The 20,262-nt window shown below is 45.4% G+C and carries 18 protein-coding genes and 1 other RNA gene; 13 read left to right on the top strand and 6 right to left on the bottom strand.

All coding sequences use genetic code 11. The features are described 5' to 3' along the window. Positions 1 to 92: 92 nt before the first annotated feature. Positions 93 to 557, top strand: a complete 465-nt coding sequence (locus AC6R0R_RS04825) for an Lrp/AsnC family transcriptional regulator (protein WP_500625879.1) — start codon at positions 93 to 95, stop codon at positions 555 to 557. 76 nt (positions 558 to 633) lie between these two features. Here AC6R0R_RS04825 and tesB read toward each other — a convergent pair whose 3' ends face one another. Then, entirely contained in the window at positions 634 to 1,494 is an 861-nt protein-coding gene (gene tesB, locus AC6R0R_RS04830; protein ID WP_500625880.1) for an acyl-CoA thioesterase II, read from the bottom strand. A gap of 240 nt (positions 1,495 to 1,734) precedes the next feature. Here tesB and AC6R0R_RS04835 point away from each other — a divergent pair, with 240 nt between their 5' ends. Beyond that, complete coding sequence (locus AC6R0R_RS04835; RefSeq protein WP_500625881.1) at positions 1,735 to 2,163, top strand: YbaY family lipoprotein; 429 nt, start codon at positions 1,735 to 1,737, stop codon at positions 2,161 to 2,163. An 8-nt stretch (positions 2,164 to 2,171) separates the two neighbouring features. Here the strand turns inward: AC6R0R_RS04835 and AC6R0R_RS04840 are convergent, their stop codons facing one another. Further along, entirely contained in the window at positions 2,172 to 2,474 is a 303-nt protein-coding gene (locus AC6R0R_RS04840; protein ID WP_500625882.1) for an MGMT family protein, read from the bottom strand. A gap of 51 nt (positions 2,475 to 2,525) precedes the next feature. Between AC6R0R_RS04840 and AC6R0R_RS04845 the strand changes: the two genes are divergently transcribed. From AC6R0R_RS04845 to AC6R0R_RS04875, 7 genes are all read left to right on the top strand, one after another. Continuing rightward, positions 2,526 to 3,263 (top strand): VP0952 family biofilm-associated protein, encoded by a 738-nt coding sequence (locus tag AC6R0R_RS04845; protein ID WP_500625883.1) that lies wholly within the window; start codon positions 2,526 to 2,528, stop codon positions 3,261 to 3,263. 157 nt (positions 3,264 to 3,420) lie between these two features. Next, positions 3,421 to 5,460, top strand: coding sequence for a GGDEF domain-containing protein (locus tag AC6R0R_RS04850; RefSeq protein WP_500625884.1), 2,040 nt, complete (start codon positions 3,421 to 3,423; stop codon positions 5,458 to 5,460). Positions 5,461 to 5,602: 142 nt separating this feature from the next. Continuing rightward, positions 5,603 to 5,699, top strand: an RNA gene (gene ffs, locus AC6R0R_RS04855) — signal recognition particle sRNA small type. 119 nt (positions 5,700 to 5,818) lie between these two features. Further along, positions 5,819 to 6,445, top strand: coding sequence for a TnsA endonuclease N-terminal domain-containing protein (locus AC6R0R_RS04860; RefSeq protein WP_500625885.1), 627 nt, complete (start codon positions 5,819 to 5,821; stop codon positions 6,443 to 6,445). Position 6,446: 1 nt separating this feature from the next. Further along, positions 6,447 to 8,363: an integrase catalytic domain-containing protein gene (locus AC6R0R_RS04865; RefSeq protein ID WP_500625886.1), complete on the top strand. Its 1,917-nt coding sequence runs from the start codon at positions 6,447 to 6,449 to the stop codon at positions 8,361 to 8,363. A gap of 23 nt (positions 8,364 to 8,386) precedes the next feature. Next, positions 8,387 to 9,349 carry a TniB family NTP-binding protein gene (locus AC6R0R_RS04870; RefSeq protein ID WP_500625887.1) on the top strand — a complete coding sequence of 321 codons (963 nt, stop codon included), beginning with the start codon at positions 8,387 to 8,389 and terminating at the stop codon, positions 9,347 to 9,349. Positions 9,350 to 9,454: 105 nt separating this feature from the next. Then, a complete protein-coding gene (locus AC6R0R_RS04875) occupies positions 9,455 to 10,663 on the top strand; it encodes an IS256 family transposase (RefSeq protein ID WP_500625857.1) in 1,209 nt (402 codons plus the stop codon). Between the two features lie 10 nt (positions 10,664 to 10,673). Here AC6R0R_RS04875 and AC6R0R_RS04880 read toward each other — a convergent pair whose 3' ends face one another. After that, positions 10,674 to 10,991 carry a helix-turn-helix domain-containing protein gene (locus tag AC6R0R_RS04880; RefSeq protein WP_500625888.1) on the bottom strand — a complete coding sequence of 106 codons (318 nt, stop codon included), beginning with the start codon at positions 10,989 to 10,991 and terminating at the stop codon, positions 10,674 to 10,676. A gap of 101 nt (positions 10,992 to 11,092) precedes the next feature. Here AC6R0R_RS04880 and AC6R0R_RS04885 point away from each other — a divergent pair, with 101 nt between their 5' ends. Further along, positions 11,093 to 11,638, top strand: a complete 546-nt coding sequence (locus AC6R0R_RS04885) for a VspR family transcription factor (RefSeq protein ID WP_500625889.1) — start codon at positions 11,093 to 11,095, stop codon at positions 11,636 to 11,638. Further along, the gene (locus AC6R0R_RS04890) at positions 11,632 to 13,017 is read left to right on the top strand and encodes a DEAD/DEAH box helicase (RefSeq protein WP_500625890.1); all 1,386 of its coding nucleotides are present in this window, start codon (positions 11,632 to 11,634) and stop codon (positions 13,015 to 13,017) included. The genes AC6R0R_RS04885 and AC6R0R_RS04890 overlap by 7 nt, the downstream gene beginning before the upstream one ends. A gap of 22 nt (positions 13,018 to 13,039) precedes the next feature. Here the strand turns inward: AC6R0R_RS04890 and AC6R0R_RS04895 are convergent, their stop codons facing one another. Then, positions 13,040 to 13,153 (bottom strand): DUF4357 domain-containing protein, encoded by a 114-nt coding sequence (locus AC6R0R_RS04895; RefSeq protein WP_500625900.1) that lies wholly within the window; start codon positions 13,151 to 13,153, stop codon positions 13,040 to 13,042. A 455-nt stretch (positions 13,154 to 13,608) separates the two neighbouring features. Between AC6R0R_RS04895 and AC6R0R_RS04900 the strand changes: the two genes are divergently transcribed. Further along, entirely contained in the window at positions 13,609 to 14,487 is an 879-nt protein-coding gene (locus tag AC6R0R_RS04900) for a hypothetical protein (RefSeq protein ID WP_500625891.1), read from the top strand. A 446-nt stretch (positions 14,488 to 14,933) separates the two neighbouring features. Here AC6R0R_RS04900 and AC6R0R_RS04905 read toward each other — a convergent pair whose 3' ends face one another. Continuing rightward, complete coding sequence (locus tag AC6R0R_RS04905; protein WP_500625892.1) at positions 14,934 to 15,863, bottom strand: PD-(D/E)XK nuclease superfamily protein; 930 nt, start codon at positions 15,861 to 15,863, stop codon at positions 14,934 to 14,936. 392 nt (positions 15,864 to 16,255) lie between these two features. Here AC6R0R_RS04905 and ppl point away from each other — a divergent pair, with 392 nt between their 5' ends. Beyond that, on the top strand, positions 16,256 to 18,949 hold the full coding sequence (gene ppl / locus AC6R0R_RS04910) for an anti-phage protein Ppl (RefSeq protein WP_500625893.1): 2,694 nt from the start codon (positions 16,256 to 16,258) through the stop codon (positions 18,947 to 18,949). 44 nt (positions 18,950 to 18,993) lie between these two features. On the opposite strand, the gene AC6R0R_RS04915 is transcribed toward ppl, so the two are convergent. Next, positions 18,994 to 20,202, bottom strand: coding sequence for an IS256 family transposase (locus AC6R0R_RS04915; RefSeq protein WP_500625857.1), 1,209 nt, complete (start codon positions 20,200 to 20,202; stop codon positions 18,994 to 18,996). Between the last annotated feature and the right edge of the window lie 60 nt (positions 20,203 to 20,262).

Below are 20,262 nucleotides of genomic sequence, written 5' to 3' on the forward strand. Positions count from 1 at the left end.
TATTTACTGTAAAGGTAGAAAAAAATTCTCCCATAACCCATAACCCATAACCCATAACCCATAACCCATAACCCATAACCCAAGGCCTCACCATGCAATCAGACCGCATCGATAAAACCCTCCTCAACTTGCTGCAACAAGATGCGACGTTGTCGTTAAACGATCTGGCGGACGCGGTGAATCTAACGACGACACCGTGCTGGAAGCGGCTGAAAAAGTTGGAAGAGAGTGGCGTTATAGAGCGTCGTGTTGCGTTGCTCAACCCTGAAAAACTGGAGTTGTCGTTTACGGCGTTTGTGTTAGTGAAAACATCGGATCACTCGCATGGCTGGTATAGCCACTTTGTCGAGACTGTGTCGGAGTTCCCTGAGGTGATGGAGTTCTATCGGATGGCGGGAGAGTATGACTACATGATGAAAGTGCTGGTGAAAGACATGCCGTGTTTTGACCGCTTCTACAAAAAGTTGGTCAACTCGGTAGCAGGTATCTCTAATGTCACGTCGACCTTTGCTATGGAGCCCCTGAAATACACCACGGCGTTGCCGATTCAGGGATAGCGTTAAGATTAACAACGACTGGCAGCGCCCGAAAAAATAGCGCCGCGCTTGGATGATTCCAAGCACGGCATCGGTGTTATTGAGTAAATCGCATCACACCTTCTTGCACCGCAGTGGCGACCAGGTGTCCCTCACGATTGTATATCTCGCCACGGACTAAGCCTCGGGTATTGCTGGCGGTCGGGCTCTCGATGGCATACAGCAACCAATCATCCATTTTAAAAGGGCGATGGAACCAAATAGAGTGGTCGATGGTAGCCACTTGGAAATTAGGCGTCATCAAAGAAACACCGTGCGGATGAAGCGCGGTCACGAGGAACCCCCAGTCAGAGGCGTATCCAAGCAAATATTGGTGAATCAGTTGATTGTCGGGCATCTCACCGTTGGCACGAATCCAAAGGTACTGCTTGGCGTCGACTTTTTGCGGATTTAACGGATTGACGACCGTGACCGGGCGCATCTCAATCGGCTTCTCCCCACAAAATGCTTTTTTGAGCTTCTCTGGCAAGATGTGTTCGATTTGCGCGGCGAGCTCAGACTCGGATTTAAAGTTTTCAGGCCCAGGAATGTTCGGCATGGTGTTTTGATGCTCAAAGCCCGGCGCATCACCATGATAGGAAGCGGTGAGGTAAAAAATCGGTCGACCGTTTTGAATCGCTTTTACCCGACGTGTACTGAAGCTTCGGCCATCGCGCAGGTTTTCCACATCGTAAATGATCGGTTTTTCCGGATCGCCAGGGTAGAGAAAGTAGCTGTGAAATGAGTGCACAGTGCGCGCATCATCCACTGTGTAGCGAGCGGCAGAAAGCGCCTGACCAATCACTTGTCCTCCATAGACTTGCGGTAGGCCAAGGTTTTCACTTTGGCCGCGAAACAATCCTTCTTCTAATTTTTCAAGTTTCAGTAGTTCTAGGAGTTCTTTGAGAGGTTTACTCATTGGCAGATCCTTCCCCTTGTCGAGCGGGTTTCATATGTACAGGTTGACGATAGCGACTATTTTATCGGTTGAGTGATAAATTTAAACAGCTGTATGAAATTGTAGTCAGACTTTTCTGATTTGCGTTAGGTCGCGGTCAACTCTTTCATCAATAAACACCACTGTGAACAGCCATCGTTTATACTCAAGACGATTCTCCCGCTTACGTTGGGTTTTTGGCGAACAAATTAAAGAGGCACTATGAAAAAGAATATCACGCATTGGTTTTTAGCATGCACCGCGATACTTGCGCTCGCAGGTTGCCAAGCGGGGCAACTTTCGGAGACGGCGCCGAAAATGGACACAGTCTCCGGTACTCTCGCCTACCGAGAGCGGATCGCACTGCCGAGCGAAGCCTTGGTGACGGTCACGTTGCAAGATGTCTCACTGGCGGATGCGCCAGCAAAAGTGATCGCCAAACAGCAGTTTTCGGCGGATGGGGCACAAGTTCCGTTTACGTTTGAGCTCAGTTACGATCCGAGCCAAATTGACGCGCGGCATACTTATAGCGTCAGCGCAAGAATTGAGGTGGATGGGAAATTACGTTTTATCTCTGATACCGCGTACCGTGTGATTACCGATGAAGCGAAAACGCAGCAAGTGAATCTGCTACTTAAAGGTGTGCGTTAAACATCGTCTTAAGGCTGCCAGCGATAGCGAGCCAGTCTTACTCGGCCTTGCGGTGATACCTCAATGCCCTCTTCAATGAGGGCGTTTTTTTGTCTTTCAAACGCTTCGCCTTTCAGTGAGAGCTTACCTTGACTATTGATGACCCGAAACCAAGGCAGAGATGATCCCTCAGGCAGTTGGCCTAGCGCTCGGCCGACATGTCTTGCGTAACCTGGGTAACCCGCCATTTTTGCGATCTCTCCGTAGGTAGAGACCTTTCCACATGGAATTTGGTGAATCACAGCAAAGATTTGCGCGAGAAACTGGTCCATAATGCTTTTGTCCTAGTTCGATTTTTTCCATGGAATGGATAAGGAGAGAGGATGGTATTGTCTACATTTCAGTTCTTTGTCGCAACACTGCTCGCGGTGATTTGCGCCCGCGCCATCAGCATGAGTGAAGGAGACATCCCGCTGCTCGCGATGCTGATTCCCGCGCTTTGGATATTGCCTCAAGGCGGTATTGTCGGGTTGATATTGATCGGTGCAATGACGGTTTACGGCTTGACGTTGCCTTATCAGCCGATTGCGTTGTCGGTCAGCCAATGGATACTCTTTCCGCTCTTAATGGTGGTGTTCTCAAAACGCAGTAATATGTGGGTGGTGTTAACCACCGCATTAATTGTCGCAGCGCTGCAAGTCGGCATTATGGTCACACAGGCTGGTGGAAAATTAGAGGGCAGTGCCTTTATCACTGTGCCGCAAACCCTCTCAATATTGGTGGTGTGGTGGTCAGCCAATCACTGGAAACCATCGAATAAACATAGCTGGTGGGCGCTCAGTTTGATTTTGCCCCTGTGGATGGCTGAACTCTCCTACGGCGTGCTGGTGGCACTCTCGCTGACGGGTATGATTGCCTCAATGGAAACGCTGACGAAGCTAAAAACACTGCGTTGGGGGAAATTGCTCTGTTGGACGCTGCCGACCGTCGGATTTGCTGCTTTAGTTGTGTCGCCCAATATTGACGTGCCCAACCCGGTATTTGTGGTGTGGTTTGCCTTGTTAGGCACGGCGTGGATGACCGATTACATCCTTCGCAGTGCGGAAGAAGCAGAGATTTAGTTGCATAGCTCTCACTATAAAATGTTTGGCTAGCAATTACTTGGCGTATGCAACCGAGTGTGCGAGAATCTTGCGTAATTGCAATCTCATGCAAAGGGGTGAGCAGTCTTCACCAGGACTGGTTACTTGGGTTAGTTTTTCGCTAGAGACATGAACAATGTGGTTTAGGTTTTGGCTACGGATGGTCAAACTCGGCCAAGGATTGTGGCTACTGTTGGCGTTGATGGGAGGAGCCCATGCAGCGCAAGAGCAGTATCGGGTCGCGATGGAAGCCGATGACGTCGTCACGAGGACGCTGTTTGATGCAGTGTCGCAGCATTTTTCCATCAAAGTAGAGTATGTACGCTATCCTAGTTTTAGCAACATCTTACAGTCTGTCGAGTCTGGTGAGAGCGATTTCGCGGCCAATGTCACCTATACACCTGAGCGTGCTCAATACTTCGATTTTTCTGCGCCCACTAACATTGAATACACCTATTTATTTAGCCCCCAAGCCCGCCGTTTAGGGGACGTTCAAGTCGTGGGCGTGCCCAACGGCACGATTTATGGCGAGTTGATTGAGCGCCACTTTCCTGCGATTACCCTCATCGAATACTCGGGCCATCACGAAGCGGTTCGACTACTGAATGCCGGGGAAGTTGACGGCGTTGTTGACGCCATAAACCAGCTTAAGCCGATGTTGCTTTCCGGTTTTGATGCCGAACTGCTGAATGATCAAATCCCCATTAAACCGGTCTCTATCGTGACGACCAAAGGCCAACACTCGGATCTCTTGGCCGCGATAGAACATTACGTCCATAGCGCTGGCGTACAAAAATTGCTGCGTGAGTCGATTCGACAATACCAATTTAATATTCGCAGGGATGCACTACGAAATGTGGCGAAAGAGAGCGGCCTTGACCTTGATCGCCCACTGAGAGTGAAGTTGGAGAATTTTGGTCAGTACGCGACCTATCATGCCGACGGCAGTGTGTCCGGGATCGCAGCTGACGTTTTATTTCAAGCGTGCGACATCTTACTGCTTAAATGTCAGCTTGAGAGTCAAGCCAACGAGACTTGGGAAAGCATGTACCAAGATCTGGTCAATCAGGCCATCGACGTACTTGCACCGGTTGCGGTGCTGGAATCGCGTCGGGGCGAGTTGCTCTTTGGTGACTCTTACTACTTCCCTGAAGCGATTTTGGTCAAACGGGAAGGGTACAAGGAGGGCGTCTACAGCAACATTTCTGAATTGATTGCAGAGCGTATTGGCGTGATCAAAGAGGCGGCATCTGAATCACTGCTGAATGTCTTGCTGCCCAACAAGCGTTTTAAGGTCTATAACAGTAGCCAGGCGTTGGTGAAGGCGCTGCTGAATGGCGAAATCGACTACATCCCCATGACGCGCGGCAGCTTCCATGCGCTGCTGCGTGAGAGCAAAGAGGTGTTGCCACTCGAAGAGGACACCGCGATAGCGCCTTTCTACCGTTCAGAGGTAGCGATGGGCTTTGCAAACAATGAACTCGGAGCGCAATTGGTGCCGCTGTTCAATCAGGCGCTGACGATGATCGACGTCGAGAAAATCATCCACAACTATGATAACCAGCCAGACTGGAAAGCCACGCTGCATAACGAGAAAAGCTTAGCCCAGCAGAACCAAGCATTGTTTCTGTTTGTGCTGGCGTTCTTGGTCATCGTGGCTTATTTCCTCTATAGCCAATCGAATACGGATAACTTAACGCGTTTGAGAAACCGGCGTGCCATGCAGCGTAAATATCGACTCGGGCTCAAATCGCGTGACACCTTGGTCTATCTTGATGTCAACGGCTTCAAAGCCATTAATGATACCTATGGGCATGAGATAGGTGATGAGGTGTTAAAAGCGATCGCCAACCAGATCGTTCGCTACTGGCAAGGCAGCGCTTATCGTATCGGTGGAGATGAGTTTATCTTGATTGGCCCGATGGATGAAGGGCAACTGGATATTCTGGCTCAACATGTTGCTGCCTTAACCTATACCTCATGGGATAACAGTGTGTCACTCAACATTACGTTGGCTATGGGTGTTTGCCAAGCGAGTACTCGCTCTCTGACGCTTCAGCAAGCCCTGAATCAGGCGGATCAAGCGATGTACAGCCACAAACGCAAGCAGCGAGAGCGCAGCAGCCAAGGCGCAAAAGAGCAAGGCAGCTTGGTTGACTGCTCCGTCAATGGCTGAGCAACCGCAATTGCCTAATGATTAGGCAGTTAAGCTGTTTTTCGTTGATTTGTCTGGTTAACCGCTTGAAATCAGTCAGGCGATGATTAATAATCCCCACACTTCTTAGCGCACAGTCGCAAGAAAAACGAATCAATGGAGGCTCTGGTCCTCCCGCAACAATAGCTTGTGAACTCGGTCAGGTCCGGAAGGAAGCAGCCGCAGCAAGTGACTTGTGTGCCGGGATGTGGCTGGGGCTTCCACCCTTCTTGTTGTTAAAAGCATAACTTGTCCCAATAAAATCATAATCTGTCCTTTTAAAATCCATAAAGTGTCCTAAGCTTAATTTGGTTGTTTTGTTACAACAAAAGGGACGCATATGTATATTCGTAATCTTCGCAAGCCATCGCCTAATAAGAACATCTACAAATTCTCGAGTCTCAAAAACCGAGATGCTGTTATGTGTGAGGGTAGTCTGGAGAGAGACTGCTGCTACCATTTCGAATATGATCCAGATGTAGTTCACTACGAATCTCAGCCAGAGGGTTTCTATTATGACCTCCATGGGAAAAAGCGCCCTTACACTCCTGATTTCCTAGCCACCTATGTTGACGGCACATTCAAGTATGTGGAAGTCAAACCACACTCGAAAACGTTATCAAAGACATTTAAACAAGAATTTGCTGCTCGTAAAGAGGCTGCCAATCGAAGAGGATTTGGTCTTGTTTTGGTGACCGATAAGCAAATTAGAGATGGGTACTTTCTCAAAAACTCAGAGTTAGTGCATCGGTATAGTGGGTGTATCGCAGGCGATGAGCTTGCAGTCAAAGTGCATTCTTATTTGATTTCACGGGAAACAATGAAAATCAGTGATATAGCGGTCTCAATTGGAGAGTCCGTCGGTCGGGTGTTCGCTTCTGTTTTAAGACTGATTGCAGTAGGAAAGGCCGGTGTTGATTTGGATATCGCTAAGTTGAGTGAAAGTACAGCTGTTTCGGTGAGATAAAATGGTTGGCCGATTCCATGACGAGTTTGAGCCTGAGTACAACGAAGATTCTGAAATAAAACATGAGCTTTTGCCTGAAACTCAGACCGAACGTCTCAAGTACTCGAGATTACAGTCGACGCAAATCATTGAGCGAGACCTCTCTTCATATCCCGAGGAGCAGAAGAGCAAAGCGCTAGAAAGGTACAAATTGTTATGTTTAGTTGCGAATGAACTGAGTGGAGGTTGGACCCCTAAAAACCTCAATCCCCTAATTGAAAAACACTTCTCCAAAACACGTCTTACCAAGAAACCTAGCTATAAATCACTGCAGCGTTGGCATAACTCATTTGTTGACTCGAATGGAAGTTTTACTAGCTTGGTCGATAAAAACCACCTTAAAGGTAACAGAGAAGCCAGAGTTATTGGCGATGAAAAATATTATGATGAAGCTCTAAAGATGTTTTTAGACGCAAGGCGACAGTCGATTAGAGCGGCATTCAACTTTTACAGAGACAGGATAATTGTAGCGAACGATAAGATAGTCGCCGGAAAAATACCGATAGTGTCATATGAAGCGTTTAAGAATCGTATTCGTAAAGAGGAACCATACAGCGTCGCGCTCGCTCGCCATGGTAAATACTACGCAGACAAGCTTTATAACTATTACCAATCTGTGGATATGCCGACTCGAATTTTGCAGCGAGTCGAAATGGATCACACCCCCTTGGATTTGATTCTATTGCATGATGACCTCATGGTGCCATTGGGTAGAGCACATTTGACACTGCTCGTAGATGTATTTAGTGGGTGCATAATTGGCTTTCATCTAGGCTTTAAAGCTCCTAGTTATGTGGCGGCATCCAGAGCTGTTATTCATGCTACAAAAAGTAAGAGTTACATTTCTGAAATGCCTATTTCATTCAATAATGAATGGCTTTGCGAAGGGAAAATCGAGAACTTGGTGGTCGACAACGGTGCGGAGTTTTGGTCAAAAAGCTGGGAGGATGCATGTTTGGAAGTTGGGATAAATGTCGTTTATAACAAGGTTCGAAAGCCATGGTTAAAGCCATTTGTTGAACGTAAATTTGGTGAAATTGTTCAAGGGATTGTCGGTTGGGTGCCTGGAAAAACATTCTCCAACGTGCTGGAAAAAGAGGACTATAAGCCAGAAAAAGATGCAGTCATGCGCTTTAGTACCTTTGTAGAGGAATTTCACCGTTGGATTGTAGACGTGCACAATGTTAATGCTGATAGTCGTCATAAAAGAATACCAAACCTTTATTGGAAACAAAGCTATGAGGTTTTGCCACCATTAAAACTCTTACCCGATCAGGAGCAAGCATTTAGCGTAGTTATGGGGATTCTTCAGCATCGAAAACTCACAGATAAAGGTATCAAGTTCATGCATATAGACTATGACTGTGTAGCGTTGTCTGATTATCGAAAGACGTACCCTCAAACAAAAGAGTCTATGAAAAAGAAAATAAAAGTAGACCCAGATGATTTATCCGCTATCTACGTTTACCTCGAGGAGCTTCAAGGTTACGTGAAGGTTCCAAGTAAGGACCCAATTGGTTACACAGTCAGATTGAGCGTTTGCGAACATGAAAAGATTTTGGCGGCTCATAGAACCTATATAAAAGGAGAGATGGATGTACTGTCATTAGCAAAAGCTCGACTTGCACTACATGACCGAATCGAAGCAGAGCAAGCAGACTTAATGCAGTTAACTCACACTGAGCGAAAACGAAAGGCGAAATCTACCAAGAAAGTTGCAGAAATATCGAGTGTCAATAGCGACACCCCTCATGCCAAGCTGAGTGACAGAACACCAATACCAAGCTTTAGTACCTCAGAGTCGGAAAGTAATTCTGATACAACTCCGCTAGAGAGCTTTAGGTCTAAATGGAACGAGCGCAAAAACCTGAGGGAATAGATGTGACCACAGTGAGAAGGAATATGGATCGTGATGAAGTTTTAGCAGAATACCATGACTCATTTTCAGTTTACCCAGAGGTTGAAAAAGTCCTCTCTGGCCTCGAGTGGATAATGAGACGCAGGAAGTTTGGCACTTTTGCGCCATCAATGCTTCTGACCGCTGGCACCGGTGCTGGCAAAACAGCCACTATTAATCACTTTATCGAGAAAAACTTATCAAGGCATGAAGTCCTTATTACTCGTGTAAGACCCACGTTATTAGAGACTTTACTATGGATGGCCAAAGAGCTTGGCGCATACAGAAATAGCAGAGCGAAGCCTTCAGAGATTGGATTAACGGATTGTGTGATTGATACATCGAAAAGAGTTGGGCTTAAGTTATTAGTGATAGAGGAGTGCCAAGAGTTGTTTGAACGAACAAGTCATAACCAGAGGCAGGATATTAGAGACCGCCTCAAAATGATTAGTGATGAGTGTCATTTGCCGATTGTGTTTGTAGGACTTCATAGTGCCGGGCTAATTTTAGAGGACTCGCAGTGGAACAGACGAATTATGGTTCGACGCAAACTTCCATACATTAAGATCACAGATGAGTCCTCAATTGATAGCTATTTAGATGTTTTACAAGCTCTGGAAAAGACGGTGCCTTTACCATTCAAGGTGCCGTTGACAAATGTCGATTTCGCAATGAGATTGTTATCGGCAAGCAAAGGTATACTTGGTGAGATTAAAGAGTTAATTGCAGCCGCACTAGAGGTCGCTTTGGAGAATAATAAGCACTGTATTGACGAGAAGGACTTTGCTGCAGTTTACGAGAAAATTAATGATCCTAATGATTTAAATCCTTTCACTGTGCCGATAGATGCTCTAACCATAGAGCAAATAGCTTCTTATGAAAATTATGTAACCGATGCCGAGACTGGTGAACTTCGTTTTGTAAAACAGGTGTTTAGCAAATTATCGATACAGCAACTTGTTGGTTAGTGAATCACCCTACTCAGAGTTAATTAGGTGATGTCAGTTTTAGAGAGTGTCCTGAATTCTGTGTAACTGTCTAGACTTAAGCCTTAAAGGCTAAGGATGGACAATATGGATAAGAAAGCACTCGAAGCTTTTGCTCGTGAAGCAGCAAAGTCAATTAAGACTGAATCTGATCTTGATGACTTCCGAAAAATGTTAACCAAGGTGACCGTTGAAACGGCGTTAAACGCTGAACTCGATGAGCACCTTGGGTATCAAAAACACCAACCTAGAACTAGCTCCAACTCCCGCAATGGCTACTCGGGTAAATCAATCATCACCGATGATGGAGAAGTCGATATCGACGTCCCTCGCGACCGTGAAGCTAGCTTTGAACCTCAACTCGTCCGCAAGCACCAAACTCGATTCCAATCCATGGACGACAAGATATTAAGCCTATATGCGAAAGGCATGACCACACGTGAAATCGTCGCAACGTTCAAGGAAATGTATGATGCAGACGTCTCACCAACGCTGATATCAAAGGTGACCGACTCGGTACTCGAGCAAGTGATTGAATGGCAGTCGCGACCTCTCGACGAAATTTACCCTATCGTCTATCTCGATTGCATCGTGGTTAAGGTGCGTCAAGACAAGCAAGTCATCAACAAAGCGGTCTATCTTGCGTTAGGCGTCAACATGGAAGGCCAGAAAGAACTGCTCGGCATGTGGCTCTCTGAAACGGAAGGCGCCAAGTTCTGGCTTAACGTGCTGACAGAGCTTCAAAACCGTGGGGTAAAAGACATCCTTATCGCTTGCGTTGACGGACTAAAAGGTTTTCCTGACGCCATCAATACTGCGTTCCCAGAGACGCAAATACAGCTCTGTATCGTCCACATGGTGCGAAACTCGGTCAAATACGTCCCTTGGAAAGACTACAAAGCGGTGACGGCTGACCTGAAGAAAATCTACCAATCAGCCACAGAAGATGAGGCACTGCTCGCTTTAGAGCAGTTCTCTGAACGATGGGATAGTAAGTATCCTCAAATCAGTCGCTCTTGGACGGCGCATTGGGACAACCTCAACACCCTGTTTAACTACCCAGAGGATATTCGCCGAGCCATTTACACGACTAACGCCATTGAATCCCTCAACAGCGTTATTAGAAAAGCGATCAAGAAGCGCAAGCTCTTCCCAACGGATGAATCAGCTAGAAAGGTGATCTACCTGGCTATCCGAGATGCTTCCAAGAAGTGGACGATGCCGATTAGAAACTGGCGACAAGCTCTAAACCGCTTTATGATTATGTTCGAAGACCGACTCACTGAATACATGTAACCCCCGACAGTTACACAGAATTATTTACAGGGTCCAGTTTTAATAATAGGGCCGCCTTCTCTTCATCATTCAACTTATCAATTGCGCACGCTAACTCAGCGCTCAATTCGCTCCTACAGAAAAAGTAGTTCAATGGAACATCTAATACTTCAGCCATTCGTTCTAGCGTTCCAATATCAGGTACGTGTCTGCCTTTCTCATAATGGTTCATTCGCCCACTAGCAGAGCTTGGTTCCATGCCGATTTTCACCCCTAAATCTTTTTGGGTGATTTTGGCTTTTTTACGCGCAGCTTTGAGCCTCGCTGGGATTGGGTTGTCTTTCTGCACTTACACATTTCTTTTCAACCTTTAGATAACTTAGATTGTCTAAGTTTTACTGATTTTTGTATACTTAGCAATCCTAAGTTTTTGTTGTATGCAAGAGTCACATGAAGAAAGTAACCAGAATTAACCCTGATATGTTTAACCTATTGATTGAAAAAGGGATGGACAATTTCACTGTTGTAGAAGCGAGGGATGCTTTGTTAAAGGGTACTTCAACCTTTTCGAACAGAGACGACGCTCGAAAGTATATTTACAAACAGCTTTTGTCATTTGAGGAGAAAGGCTGGCTTTCTGTCACTGGGACTCGTAGGGACAAGCGCTACCATCAAACTAACGACTTTAAAGCACTCATGATCGAGCCTAGAACGCCCGGAAAGACGAAGGCCTCAGAGGGCTCAGTGACTGATGGAAGTCTAGATTATTCCCTAAATACATTGGAACAAGAGAAGAAACAACATCAAGGTGAACTAGCGATTACTCTGGGGGAAATAGAAGAGTATCAGTCATTGCTGATGCGCTTTCCAAACAACAAGCAAGACATACAACCACTTTTTAATTCGGCAAGAGAACGCTCTGCCAAGCTATTGGGTAGGATTAATGCGCTAACTAACTGGATGCAAATAGCCGAAAGAAAGGCTTCCCAATGTTAAGAGCATGGCAAGCTGAATGTGTAGATCAGGCTATCAATAAGTTTTCATCAAATAGACGCCCACATTTTTTCTGTCAAGCCACTCCTGGTGCGGGTAAAACTGTCATGGCAGCAGAGGTTGCTAAGTGCCTTTTTGAAGGAGATATGATTGACTTAGTTCTCTGTTTTTCACCATCACTTTCGGTTGCCGAAGGGATGCAGAAGACATTTTCATGGACACTAGAATGTTCCTTTAATGGAGGCTTGGGGTCTCTTGGTGGCTCTTACACCTATCAATCCATCCGTTACTTGGATGATAAATTTTGGACCACCGTTAGTAAGTATCGAGTGCTAGTTGTATTTGATGAGATCCATCATTGTTCGTTTGATGATGAGGGGCGGTCAAATTCATGGGGATTAGAAATTGTCAGTAAGATCCAAGATATTGCCCGTTACACATTGGCGCTGTCGGGCACTCCTTGGCGCTCCGATCGACTACCCATTGTCATGGCTGAATATTCCGACCCAGATGGTAAGGTTGTTTGTGACTATCATTATGGTTTGCAACAGGCTGTTGAAGATGAGGTGTGCCGTCGTCCTAAAATCGTTTTAATCGATAATGAACACCTGAGTGTTAAGGCTGGCAGTGATAATCAACACTTCACTTCTATTCTTGATTGCCTTAAACAATCCGATGTTTCTTATCACAGTGTCATTCACAATGAAGACGCTATGAACTACATATTGAATAGTGGTTGCCAAAAGCTAGCTCAAATAAGGCAAGAGTCGCCAAATGCAGGAGGCTTAGTCGTTGCTGCTTCTATCAAGCACGCGAAGGATATCCAAAAGCGGCTTGTTGAGCACTTTAATCAATCAGCACGCATCGTAACTTATCATCATGATAATCCATTAAATGAAATTGAGTCTTTTCGTCACTCGAATGTTCAATGGATAGTCAGTGTTGGGATGATAAGTGAAGGAACAGATATCCCTCGCCTACAAGTTTGTTGCCATATGAGTTCGGTCAAAACAGAGCTTTACTTTAGGCAAGTCCTTGGAAGAATATTAAGAGTTAACGATTCACTCAACCAGGAAGCTTGGCTGTATACCTTTGCTGAGGAAAGTTTGATTGGGTTTTCTGAAAGAATAGAGCAGGATATTCCTGATAGCTGTATGTACATTAAACGAGCAAATAATGTGCCGAGTGTTCTAGATGAACAACGCATACCAATATCCACCGTATCGGAAAGCGTTAAATCTAATCGATCTCAACAAGGCTTACTTAGTTGGGGAGAATCTTCAGATAGCACTGACCCAAATAATGTTGAGCCTCCTTTTCTAGCATTGGATGAGTTAAGCCTGGGTCTCTTTAAACAGAGAGTCATCGCAGCATTCACTTAAACTGATTCTGTCTCAATATCTTTCAACGTTTACCCAAAGAGCCTCTCCAGTAATTATGACCGCTACAAGGATAGCCAAGTAGGACGGCTGCGGCTTGTGAGGCACTCGTAAACGGAATATCTTCAGTCGTAATCAGATGATCACCAGATGGTGTTGTACACCTTTGTCTTTGAGGTTACTACGCAGTTTCTTATAGCCTTTAGAAAAGCTAGCCATCATATGAGCTAGCTCGTTGCTGGACAAAAATTAGCTACAGCTTTCGCTAAATTAGCGTTTAAAGGATAACCTGAAGTATTGCAAAACCTCTTACCAGTTGACCAAATTAACTATGCCACTACAGATGGCTATGTGGATCAATTACAGCCAGTTACTGAAATAGTCTCTCCATATGGCAATTGAAATTCTCTCTATGCGATGGCGGTGTAACAACGTGTGCGTGCCGCTTAAACAAAAAATGCAAAGCTAGTCAATAAGTATGAAATTGACTATGTAAACCTTGAACAACTATTTCATCCCCCCTAAGCTCGTCTTTCTAAGCAGATGATAGCTCGGAGCGATTTTTCATTAGCACCACGGATAGGAGAATAAACTATGAAATGGTTGAATTATGCAATTTTGTCGCTGGTTGTCGTTTTACCCTATTACGCACGCAGCCAAACATTAAACGTGCCACCAGTGTTAGACGGAACGGACGTAGATACAGTGTCTATTGATGGGATTCGCTTGGGGGACAGCATCGCTTCTTTGCTAGAGCGAGATCCTATCGACTCTTCTAAAGGGACGTATTCCGTCAATAGCCAAAACATCCAAATTAATTTAAACAATGAATGGTCCACGTACAGCGAATATTGCCGCCAGCAATTTTGGGAAGGCAACAAAATTGATAAAAGGAAGTTAAGCAAAGAGCAGCTTATACGTCTTTCTGACGCATTTACTAGCGGTACCGAAAGTTTAGCTCAAACGAGCGTTCCAGCAAGTTTTTTCTATTCCTATATAGATGAAAATAGCTCTGATAGCGCAGAGGTAAAAATAGTTTACAACCAACAGAATGGTATCGTTACAGATATCGCTTATCGTAGATCGTATCCCTACGATTACGAAGAGGTTGCAAAAGCACTCAAGGCTAGGTTTAATCTAAGCCAGTTCTATGACTTTAAACGTGGAGGCAAACAGCTCTACGTTATCCAAGCACGCCCGGTTACCAATTTTGAGACCGCTATGGAAGCGCAGAGTATGCATGGCACTTTTAATTCAATGCGGAACCCTAATAACGAGTACCCTGACAAAGCCATGCTAGTTATGTTAAGCGGTGGTAGCGGTAATGGTAATACCAGTTTGCAGATTATGCTGTCGACGCAAAGTGATCCTAAAGACGCGCTGGAAACCTTGAAAAAAAGTTGCGTAAACGCAAATCGAGAAGTCGTTGATGCAGTAATGAGTGAAGTAAAGGATGCACCATTATCACTTTAGGCTCGGTTGAGTGTGTATACTCTTGCAAGGACTGATTGGCATTGTGTTAGCAGGTATGAAGATACATATCAGCCAGTAGTCGAAAATCTGCGCCATACTCGTCTTTTTGGTGGTAGAGGTAGTTGCAGCTTGGATGATAACAGTTTTACTGCCGAGGCTTTAGACGTTGACCGAGCCCACCTGCCAACTGGTATCACACAGTCATAGTTCTGTGTCCAGGCTGTACTGACCTGAATAGCCCTCGAGTCTATAGACATTAGTTAGTTTTGTCCGAACTGAACCCACTTCCCCAGGTGCTTTCGAGGTATTAGGAAAAGTATGAAGAAACGCCATACGCTCTCATGGTATGTAAACTACTCCAATCACACTTTGGGGCATTTCTGTGTTTCATGCCCCATCGGCAAGCCTCTGGACATAAGTTTTCCTGAGCATCGTTTCTTTAACGGTCACACAGAATGGTAATTTTCCATCCACGAATGCAACTGCTGGGCTTTATTTAGAGCGATACTAATTTCTTCCAATACTGAGTCAAAACTCTGTTCTGCGATTGATATCTCAGGTAATGGTGTTTCTATGTTTACTGATTTTCCCGACTTTATGATTCGATATCCACTACATTCCAAACCTTCAAAGTGACTTTTAATATCGTCAAAGTTGTCTGCTTGGCCTAGAAACTGCAACTTGATGACTTTGCCGTAGATCTGGTGAATGATTCGTATGTTTTTATTTATTGGATCGGGATAGAAATGAATCCAGTCGTGCCCATTAGCTCGGGGTTTTGATTGCTCAGGATTCAATTGAGGAAAATGTTCTGAGACATAAGCTAAGTATTTTTGTGCAAATTCTGTTGTTTTGGTGCAAACCGTCGCAACGTAACCCCTTCTGTTTTTTTCAATAGCATCTTTTAATGTCTGTGCCTTATAGAGTCCTCGCTTATCACCTTGGGCAGCAAGGTAAACCATTATTTCTTCGTATGAAATGGCAGCGTCGTATGGTTCAGCATTTCGAGCGATATATGCCTTTGGAGCAATGATACATGTTCTAAAATCTTGCCAAAGACCATCTTCTAGACCTCTGTTACCCCTAAGCCTGTATCTCTCTCCTTGTTGGGCCTGAGCTGAAGCATCAATCTTGTTTTCAATAAGTATTGCTTGTGAAGATAAGTCATCTGATTGATAGATATAAACTAAGTCTGACTCGCCTAGGTTAGTATCTACGACAGAGTGCCAAGCACCGAGCGTTTTTACTGAGGTTATTTCTTCTCGAACACGACAAACAAACCATTGAGCAAATGAGTCGGAAACATTAAGCTCCTCTAGCACTAATAGATCAACATCACGCTCATTAACACTCTGAAATGTATTTAGTTCTTTCATTAGCCATAACTTTCCTATAGTTGTTATCTGGTAAGTGTCCACTTCCCTAGACATTACATAGATAAGAAAAAGTAGGTCAAATCACCTCACTATGATTTGTGAAGTTGAGCGCGGCTAGCAAGGAATGGGGCAGAAACGTGCTAGAGCGGTTCGGCCTAACACGAGTATGGACAAAAGTGAGCTTCGGCAACGTAACTATTTGAAACCGCAAAAGCATGGAAAGCCGCTAAACTGAGTGACCTTATTTGGGGTGGATGAAGTAACGATAGAGCTACGACATATCCAATAATATGCAGGCATAACTTTGTTCTAGAACATTGAACGCAAAACTGACCTCGCATATCATACGGCGCACATAACAATAGAGTTGCTTATTGCATTGGGAGCACGAGTTGCAAGTTGTTGGTAGTAAGTGGTTTAAGGTTGATTTTCATTGTCATTCACCTGCCTCGGATGACTTTCCTAGGTCTGATAGGACACCTAGTTGTACTAACCGTGAATGGCTCCTTGGTCAAATGTCCAATGAGGTGGATTGTGTTGTACTGAGTGATCACAATACGGGTGACGGTCTAGATGCAATACGGGCTGAACTGGAAGCGCTTAAAGTAGAGCACGAGGCGGGCGAGGGCAACGGGTATCGGGACATTGTCATTATGCCGGCAGTGGAGCTTACCGCTGCGGGGAATGTGCATGTTCTCGCTATCTTGCATGATGACGCTACTTCCACAACCATTAGCGAGCTGGTGGGCAGCTGCGGACTTCCCCCCGTTCAAGGTAAAAATCATTCAATAGAACTGTCACGAGGTGCGCGCGGGGTTGTTGAGGCTATCCATGCATTTCATTCACCGACTTTGGCGATTCTTGCACATGTCGACAAGGATAAAGGCGTATTTCAGAATGATAATCAAGGCTCAGTCAGTGCGGTATTTGATGCAAAACCAGACGCAATAGAGCTAATCGGCGATGTGGATGATCTTGACAACTATCAGAAGAAACTAATTGAGGATCTTGCTTGGTTAAAAGGGTCTGACGCGCATTCTATTGGTGAAATGGGACAGGGCTACACCTGGGTTAAGATGATAAAACCTTCCTTTGAAGGGTTAAAGGTAGCACTGTCTGATCCAAAGCACTGTATAAAGCGTGGACCTAAACAGCCACCAGCGATCCCATCGAAGCGAATCACTAAACTAACCTTAAAAACCAAGATGTGCCAAGACATCACTGGTAGTCCCATCAATATCGAACTAAGCCCTTGGTATACCTCCATTGTGGGTAGTCGGGGTTCGGGTAAGTCAACGTTAATCGAAGCGATGCGTTTAAGCCTCCGTCGTGATGAACACCTTCCTCAGATACAGCAAAGCAATATTGATGCATTTAAAGAGGTGGGCCAGAACGGTGCGATGACAGCTGACTCATTCGTCGAGCTTGAATACCATAAAGGTCAAGACCAATACAGGCTATCTTGGTCACCGACAAAGACATCCTTTCAGCACTTCAAAAAGGAAAGTGAGCAATGGGAGGAAGAAGATACCTTCAATACATCACGCTTTCCAGTATCGATTTTCTCACAAAAAATGCTCTATGAAATGGCGACTAAGCCGAATTCATTTCTAAGCGTGATCGATGAGAGTGATACCGTAAATTATGCCAAGTGGGAACAAGAAAAGCTGGACCTTGAAACGAAGTATAAACAGCTCTGTTTTGAAGAGCGTGAAGCCCAGCGAGCTATCGGTAACCTCATCACCACTAAAGGCGATTTACAAGACGTTGATCGTAAGCTTCAAACCTTAAAAGAAGCGGGATTAGAGTCGCTTCAACAGGCACTTGCAAGCGATAAAGAAGAATTAGGTAAGGCGGGAGACAGTAAGCAGAAAGTCGATGATTTAATCGAGGGGCTTGAGGGCATTTGTACCGAGAGCGCATCGGGAGCGATTGACGATACAGAGTCCGACTTAGGTAAGTGGCAGCTCGAGGTTAATGAAATTCATGACACCCTGTGTGCTGCAGTTCTCGCGCTGATTGAAGAGTCGAAGGCCAAGTTGGTTAAGTCCACTGAGCAAGCCTATTATCAGACGATCAAGGGGCGAATTGAGGCTAACTCTGCTGATTTAAGTTCTAGGGTTTCGCAATTAAAGGATGCGGAAATTAATCACGAAGAGCTGAGTGCTCTTATGGACTCGCAAGCGGAATTGCAGGTTGCTCTAAGTAACGAACAAGGGTTGAAAGATGCCCTTGCGTTGGTTCAAGCAAACAAAGCTGAATTGTACGGGAAACTGGTCACGCACAGGGAGAATCTAACCAAAGTCCGTAACCAGTTCATTGAGGAGCTTGGTCTAACGGAACTTAGGATCAAAGTGCTTCCTCTAGCGTGTTCGAGTGAACGGTTAGTTAAGGGGTATCAGGCGGCCTCAGGAATTGAAAGATTCGAAAGCCACATTTTTGATGGAGGCACTCCGAATAGCTTATTGTTCGCGATGGAAAACTTGAACAAATTCAATCCTCAAAGCGCGGAGAAGCGATACACTGAGTTGGCCAAACTAAAGCGTTTCCATATTGCATGTGTCAAAAAGGAACAGAGTGATGACTATGCCTCGATCCATGGCGCACTAAGAGCGCGACTGGGGCAACTGCAGGATGAAAGGTTAGATGAGTTACATTGTTGGTTTCCTGACGATGGGCTACAGATTGAGTTCCAAGACTCAATGAAACAATTTCGTCAATTAGAAAGGGCTTCACCTGGCCAAAAGTCTGCCTCGATGTTGTCCTTTTTAATGTCATATGGCGAGGATCCGCTTATCCTCGATCAGCCTGAAGATGACCTAGATTGCGCTATGCTTGCGAGCTCTGTGATCCCTGCGATTTCAAATAATAAGAAACGTAGACAGTTAGTTGTCGTCACACACTCTGCGCCAATTGTGGTGAATGGCGATGCGGAGTTAGTGGTAGGGATGCAACAGCAAGCTCAAAGGTTGGAGCCTTACATTTCTGGAGGGCTGCAAGAAGAGGCGGTGAAAGGGTTTATATGTAACCAAATGGAAGGTGGTGAAAAAGCCTTTAGAACTAGGTTCAAGCGCATAATAGGTTAGATAAAGCAAAGACCCTGTAAATAATTCTGTGTAACTGTCGGGGGTTACATGTATTCAGTGAGTCGGTCTTCGAACATAATCATAAAGCGGTTTAGAGCTTGTCGCCAGTTTCTAATCGGCATCGTCCACTTCTTGGAAGCATCTCGGATAGCCAGGTAGATCACCTTTCTAGCTGATTCATCCGTTGGGAAGAGCTTGCGCTTCTTGATCGCTTTTCTAATAACGCTGTTGAGGGATTCAATGGCGTTAGTCGTGTAAATGGCTCGGCGAATATCCTCTGGGTAGTTAAACAGGGTGTTGAGGTTGTCCCAATGCGCCGTCCAAGAGCGACTGATTTGAGGATACTTACTATCCCATCGTTCAGAGAACTGCTCTAAAGCGAGCAGTGCCTCATCTTCTGTGGCTGATTGGTAGATTTTCTTCAGGTCAGCCGTCACCGCTTTGTAGTCTTTCCAAGGGACGTATTTGACCGAGTTTCGCACCATGTGGACGATACAGAGCTGTATTTGCGTCTCTGGGAACGCAGTATTGATGGCGTCAGGAAAACCTTTTAGTCCGTCAACGCAAGCGATAAGGATGTCTTTTACCCCACGGTTTTGAAGCTCTGTCAGCACGTTAAGCCAGAACTTGGCGCCTTCCGTTTCAGAGAGCCACATGCCGAGCAGTTCTTTCTGGCCTTCCATGTTGACGCCTAACGCAAGATAGACCGCTTTGTTGATGACTTGCTTGTCTTGACGCACCTTAACCACGATGCAATCGAGATAGACGATAGGGTAAATTTCGTCGAGAGGTCGCGACTGCCATTCAATCACTTGCTCGAGTACCGAGTCGGTCACCTTTGATATCAGCGTTGGTGAGACGTCTGCATCATACATTTCCTTGAACGTTGCGACGATTTCACGTGTGGTCATGCCTTTCGCATATAGGCTTAATATCTTGTCGTCCATGGATTGGAATCGAGTTTGGTGCTTGCGGACGAGTTGAGGTTCAAAGCTAGCTTCACGGTCGCGAGGGACGTCGATATCGACTTCTCCATCATCGGTGATGATTGATTTACCCGAGTAGCCATTGCGGGAGTTGGAGCTAGTTCTAGGTTGGTGTTTTTGATACCCAAGGTGCTCATCGAGTTCAGCGTTTAACGCCGTTTCAACGGTCACCTTGGTTAACATTTTTCGGAAGTCATCAAGATCAGATTCAGTCTTAATTGACTTTGCTGCTTCACGAGCAAAAGCTTCGAGTGCTTTCTTATCCATATTGTCCATCCTTAGCCTTTAAGGCTTAAGTCTAGACAGTTACACAGAATTCAGGACACT

This window comes from Vibrio sp. R12-SW3-ISO1 (assembly GCF_059834005.1).

Excerpts from the sequence above, each read along its gene's own strand:
- AC6R0R_RS04860 (WP_500625885.1), top strand. The coding sequence starts at position 5,819 with ATGTATATTCGTAATCTTCGCAAGCCATCGCCTAATAAGAACATCTAC.
- AC6R0R_RS04835 (WP_500625881.1), top strand. The coding sequence starts at position 1,735 with ATGAAAAAGAATATCACGCATTGGTTTTTAGCATGCACCGCGATACTT.
- AC6R0R_RS04885 (WP_500625889.1), top strand. The coding sequence starts at position 11,093 with ATGAAGAAAGTAACCAGAATTAACCCTGATATGTTTAACCTATTGATT.
- tesB (WP_500625880.1), bottom strand. The coding sequence starts at position 1,494 with ATGAGTAAACCTCTCAAAGAACTCCTAGAACTACTGAAACTTGAAAAA.
- AC6R0R_RS04840 (WP_500625882.1), bottom strand. The coding sequence starts at position 2,474 with ATGGACCAGTTTCTCGCGCAAATCTTTGCTGTGATTCACCAAATTCCA.
- AC6R0R_RS04915 (WP_500625857.1), bottom strand. The coding sequence starts at position 20,202 with ATGGATAAGAAAGCACTCGAAGCTTTTGCTCGTGAAGCAGCAAAGTCA.
- AC6R0R_RS04825 (WP_500625879.1), top strand. The coding sequence starts at position 93 with ATGCAATCAGACCGCATCGATAAAACCCTCCTCAACTTGCTGCAACAA.
- AC6R0R_RS04900 (WP_500625891.1), top strand. The coding sequence starts at position 13,609 with ATGAAATGGTTGAATTATGCAATTTTGTCGCTGGTTGTCGTTTTACCC.
- AC6R0R_RS04865 (WP_500625886.1), top strand. The coding sequence starts at position 6,447 with ATGGTTGGCCGATTCCATGACGAGTTTGAGCCTGAGTACAACGAAGAT.
- AC6R0R_RS04905 (WP_500625892.1), bottom strand. The coding sequence starts at position 15,863 with ATGAAAGAACTAAATACATTTCAGAGTGTTAATGAGCGTGATGTTGAT.
- AC6R0R_RS04870 (WP_500625887.1), top strand. The coding sequence starts at position 8,387 with ATGGATCGTGATGAAGTTTTAGCAGAATACCATGACTCATTTTCAGTT.
- AC6R0R_RS04845 (WP_500625883.1), top strand. The coding sequence starts at position 2,526 with ATGGTATTGTCTACATTTCAGTTCTTTGTCGCAACACTGCTCGCGGTG.
- AC6R0R_RS04850 (WP_500625884.1), top strand. The coding sequence starts at position 3,421 with ATGTGGTTTAGGTTTTGGCTACGGATGGTCAAACTCGGCCAAGGATTG.
- AC6R0R_RS04875 (WP_500625857.1), top strand. The coding sequence starts at position 9,455 with ATGGATAAGAAAGCACTCGAAGCTTTTGCTCGTGAAGCAGCAAAGTCA.
- AC6R0R_RS04890 (WP_500625890.1), top strand. The coding sequence starts at position 11,632 with ATGTTAAGAGCATGGCAAGCTGAATGTGTAGATCAGGCTATCAATAAG.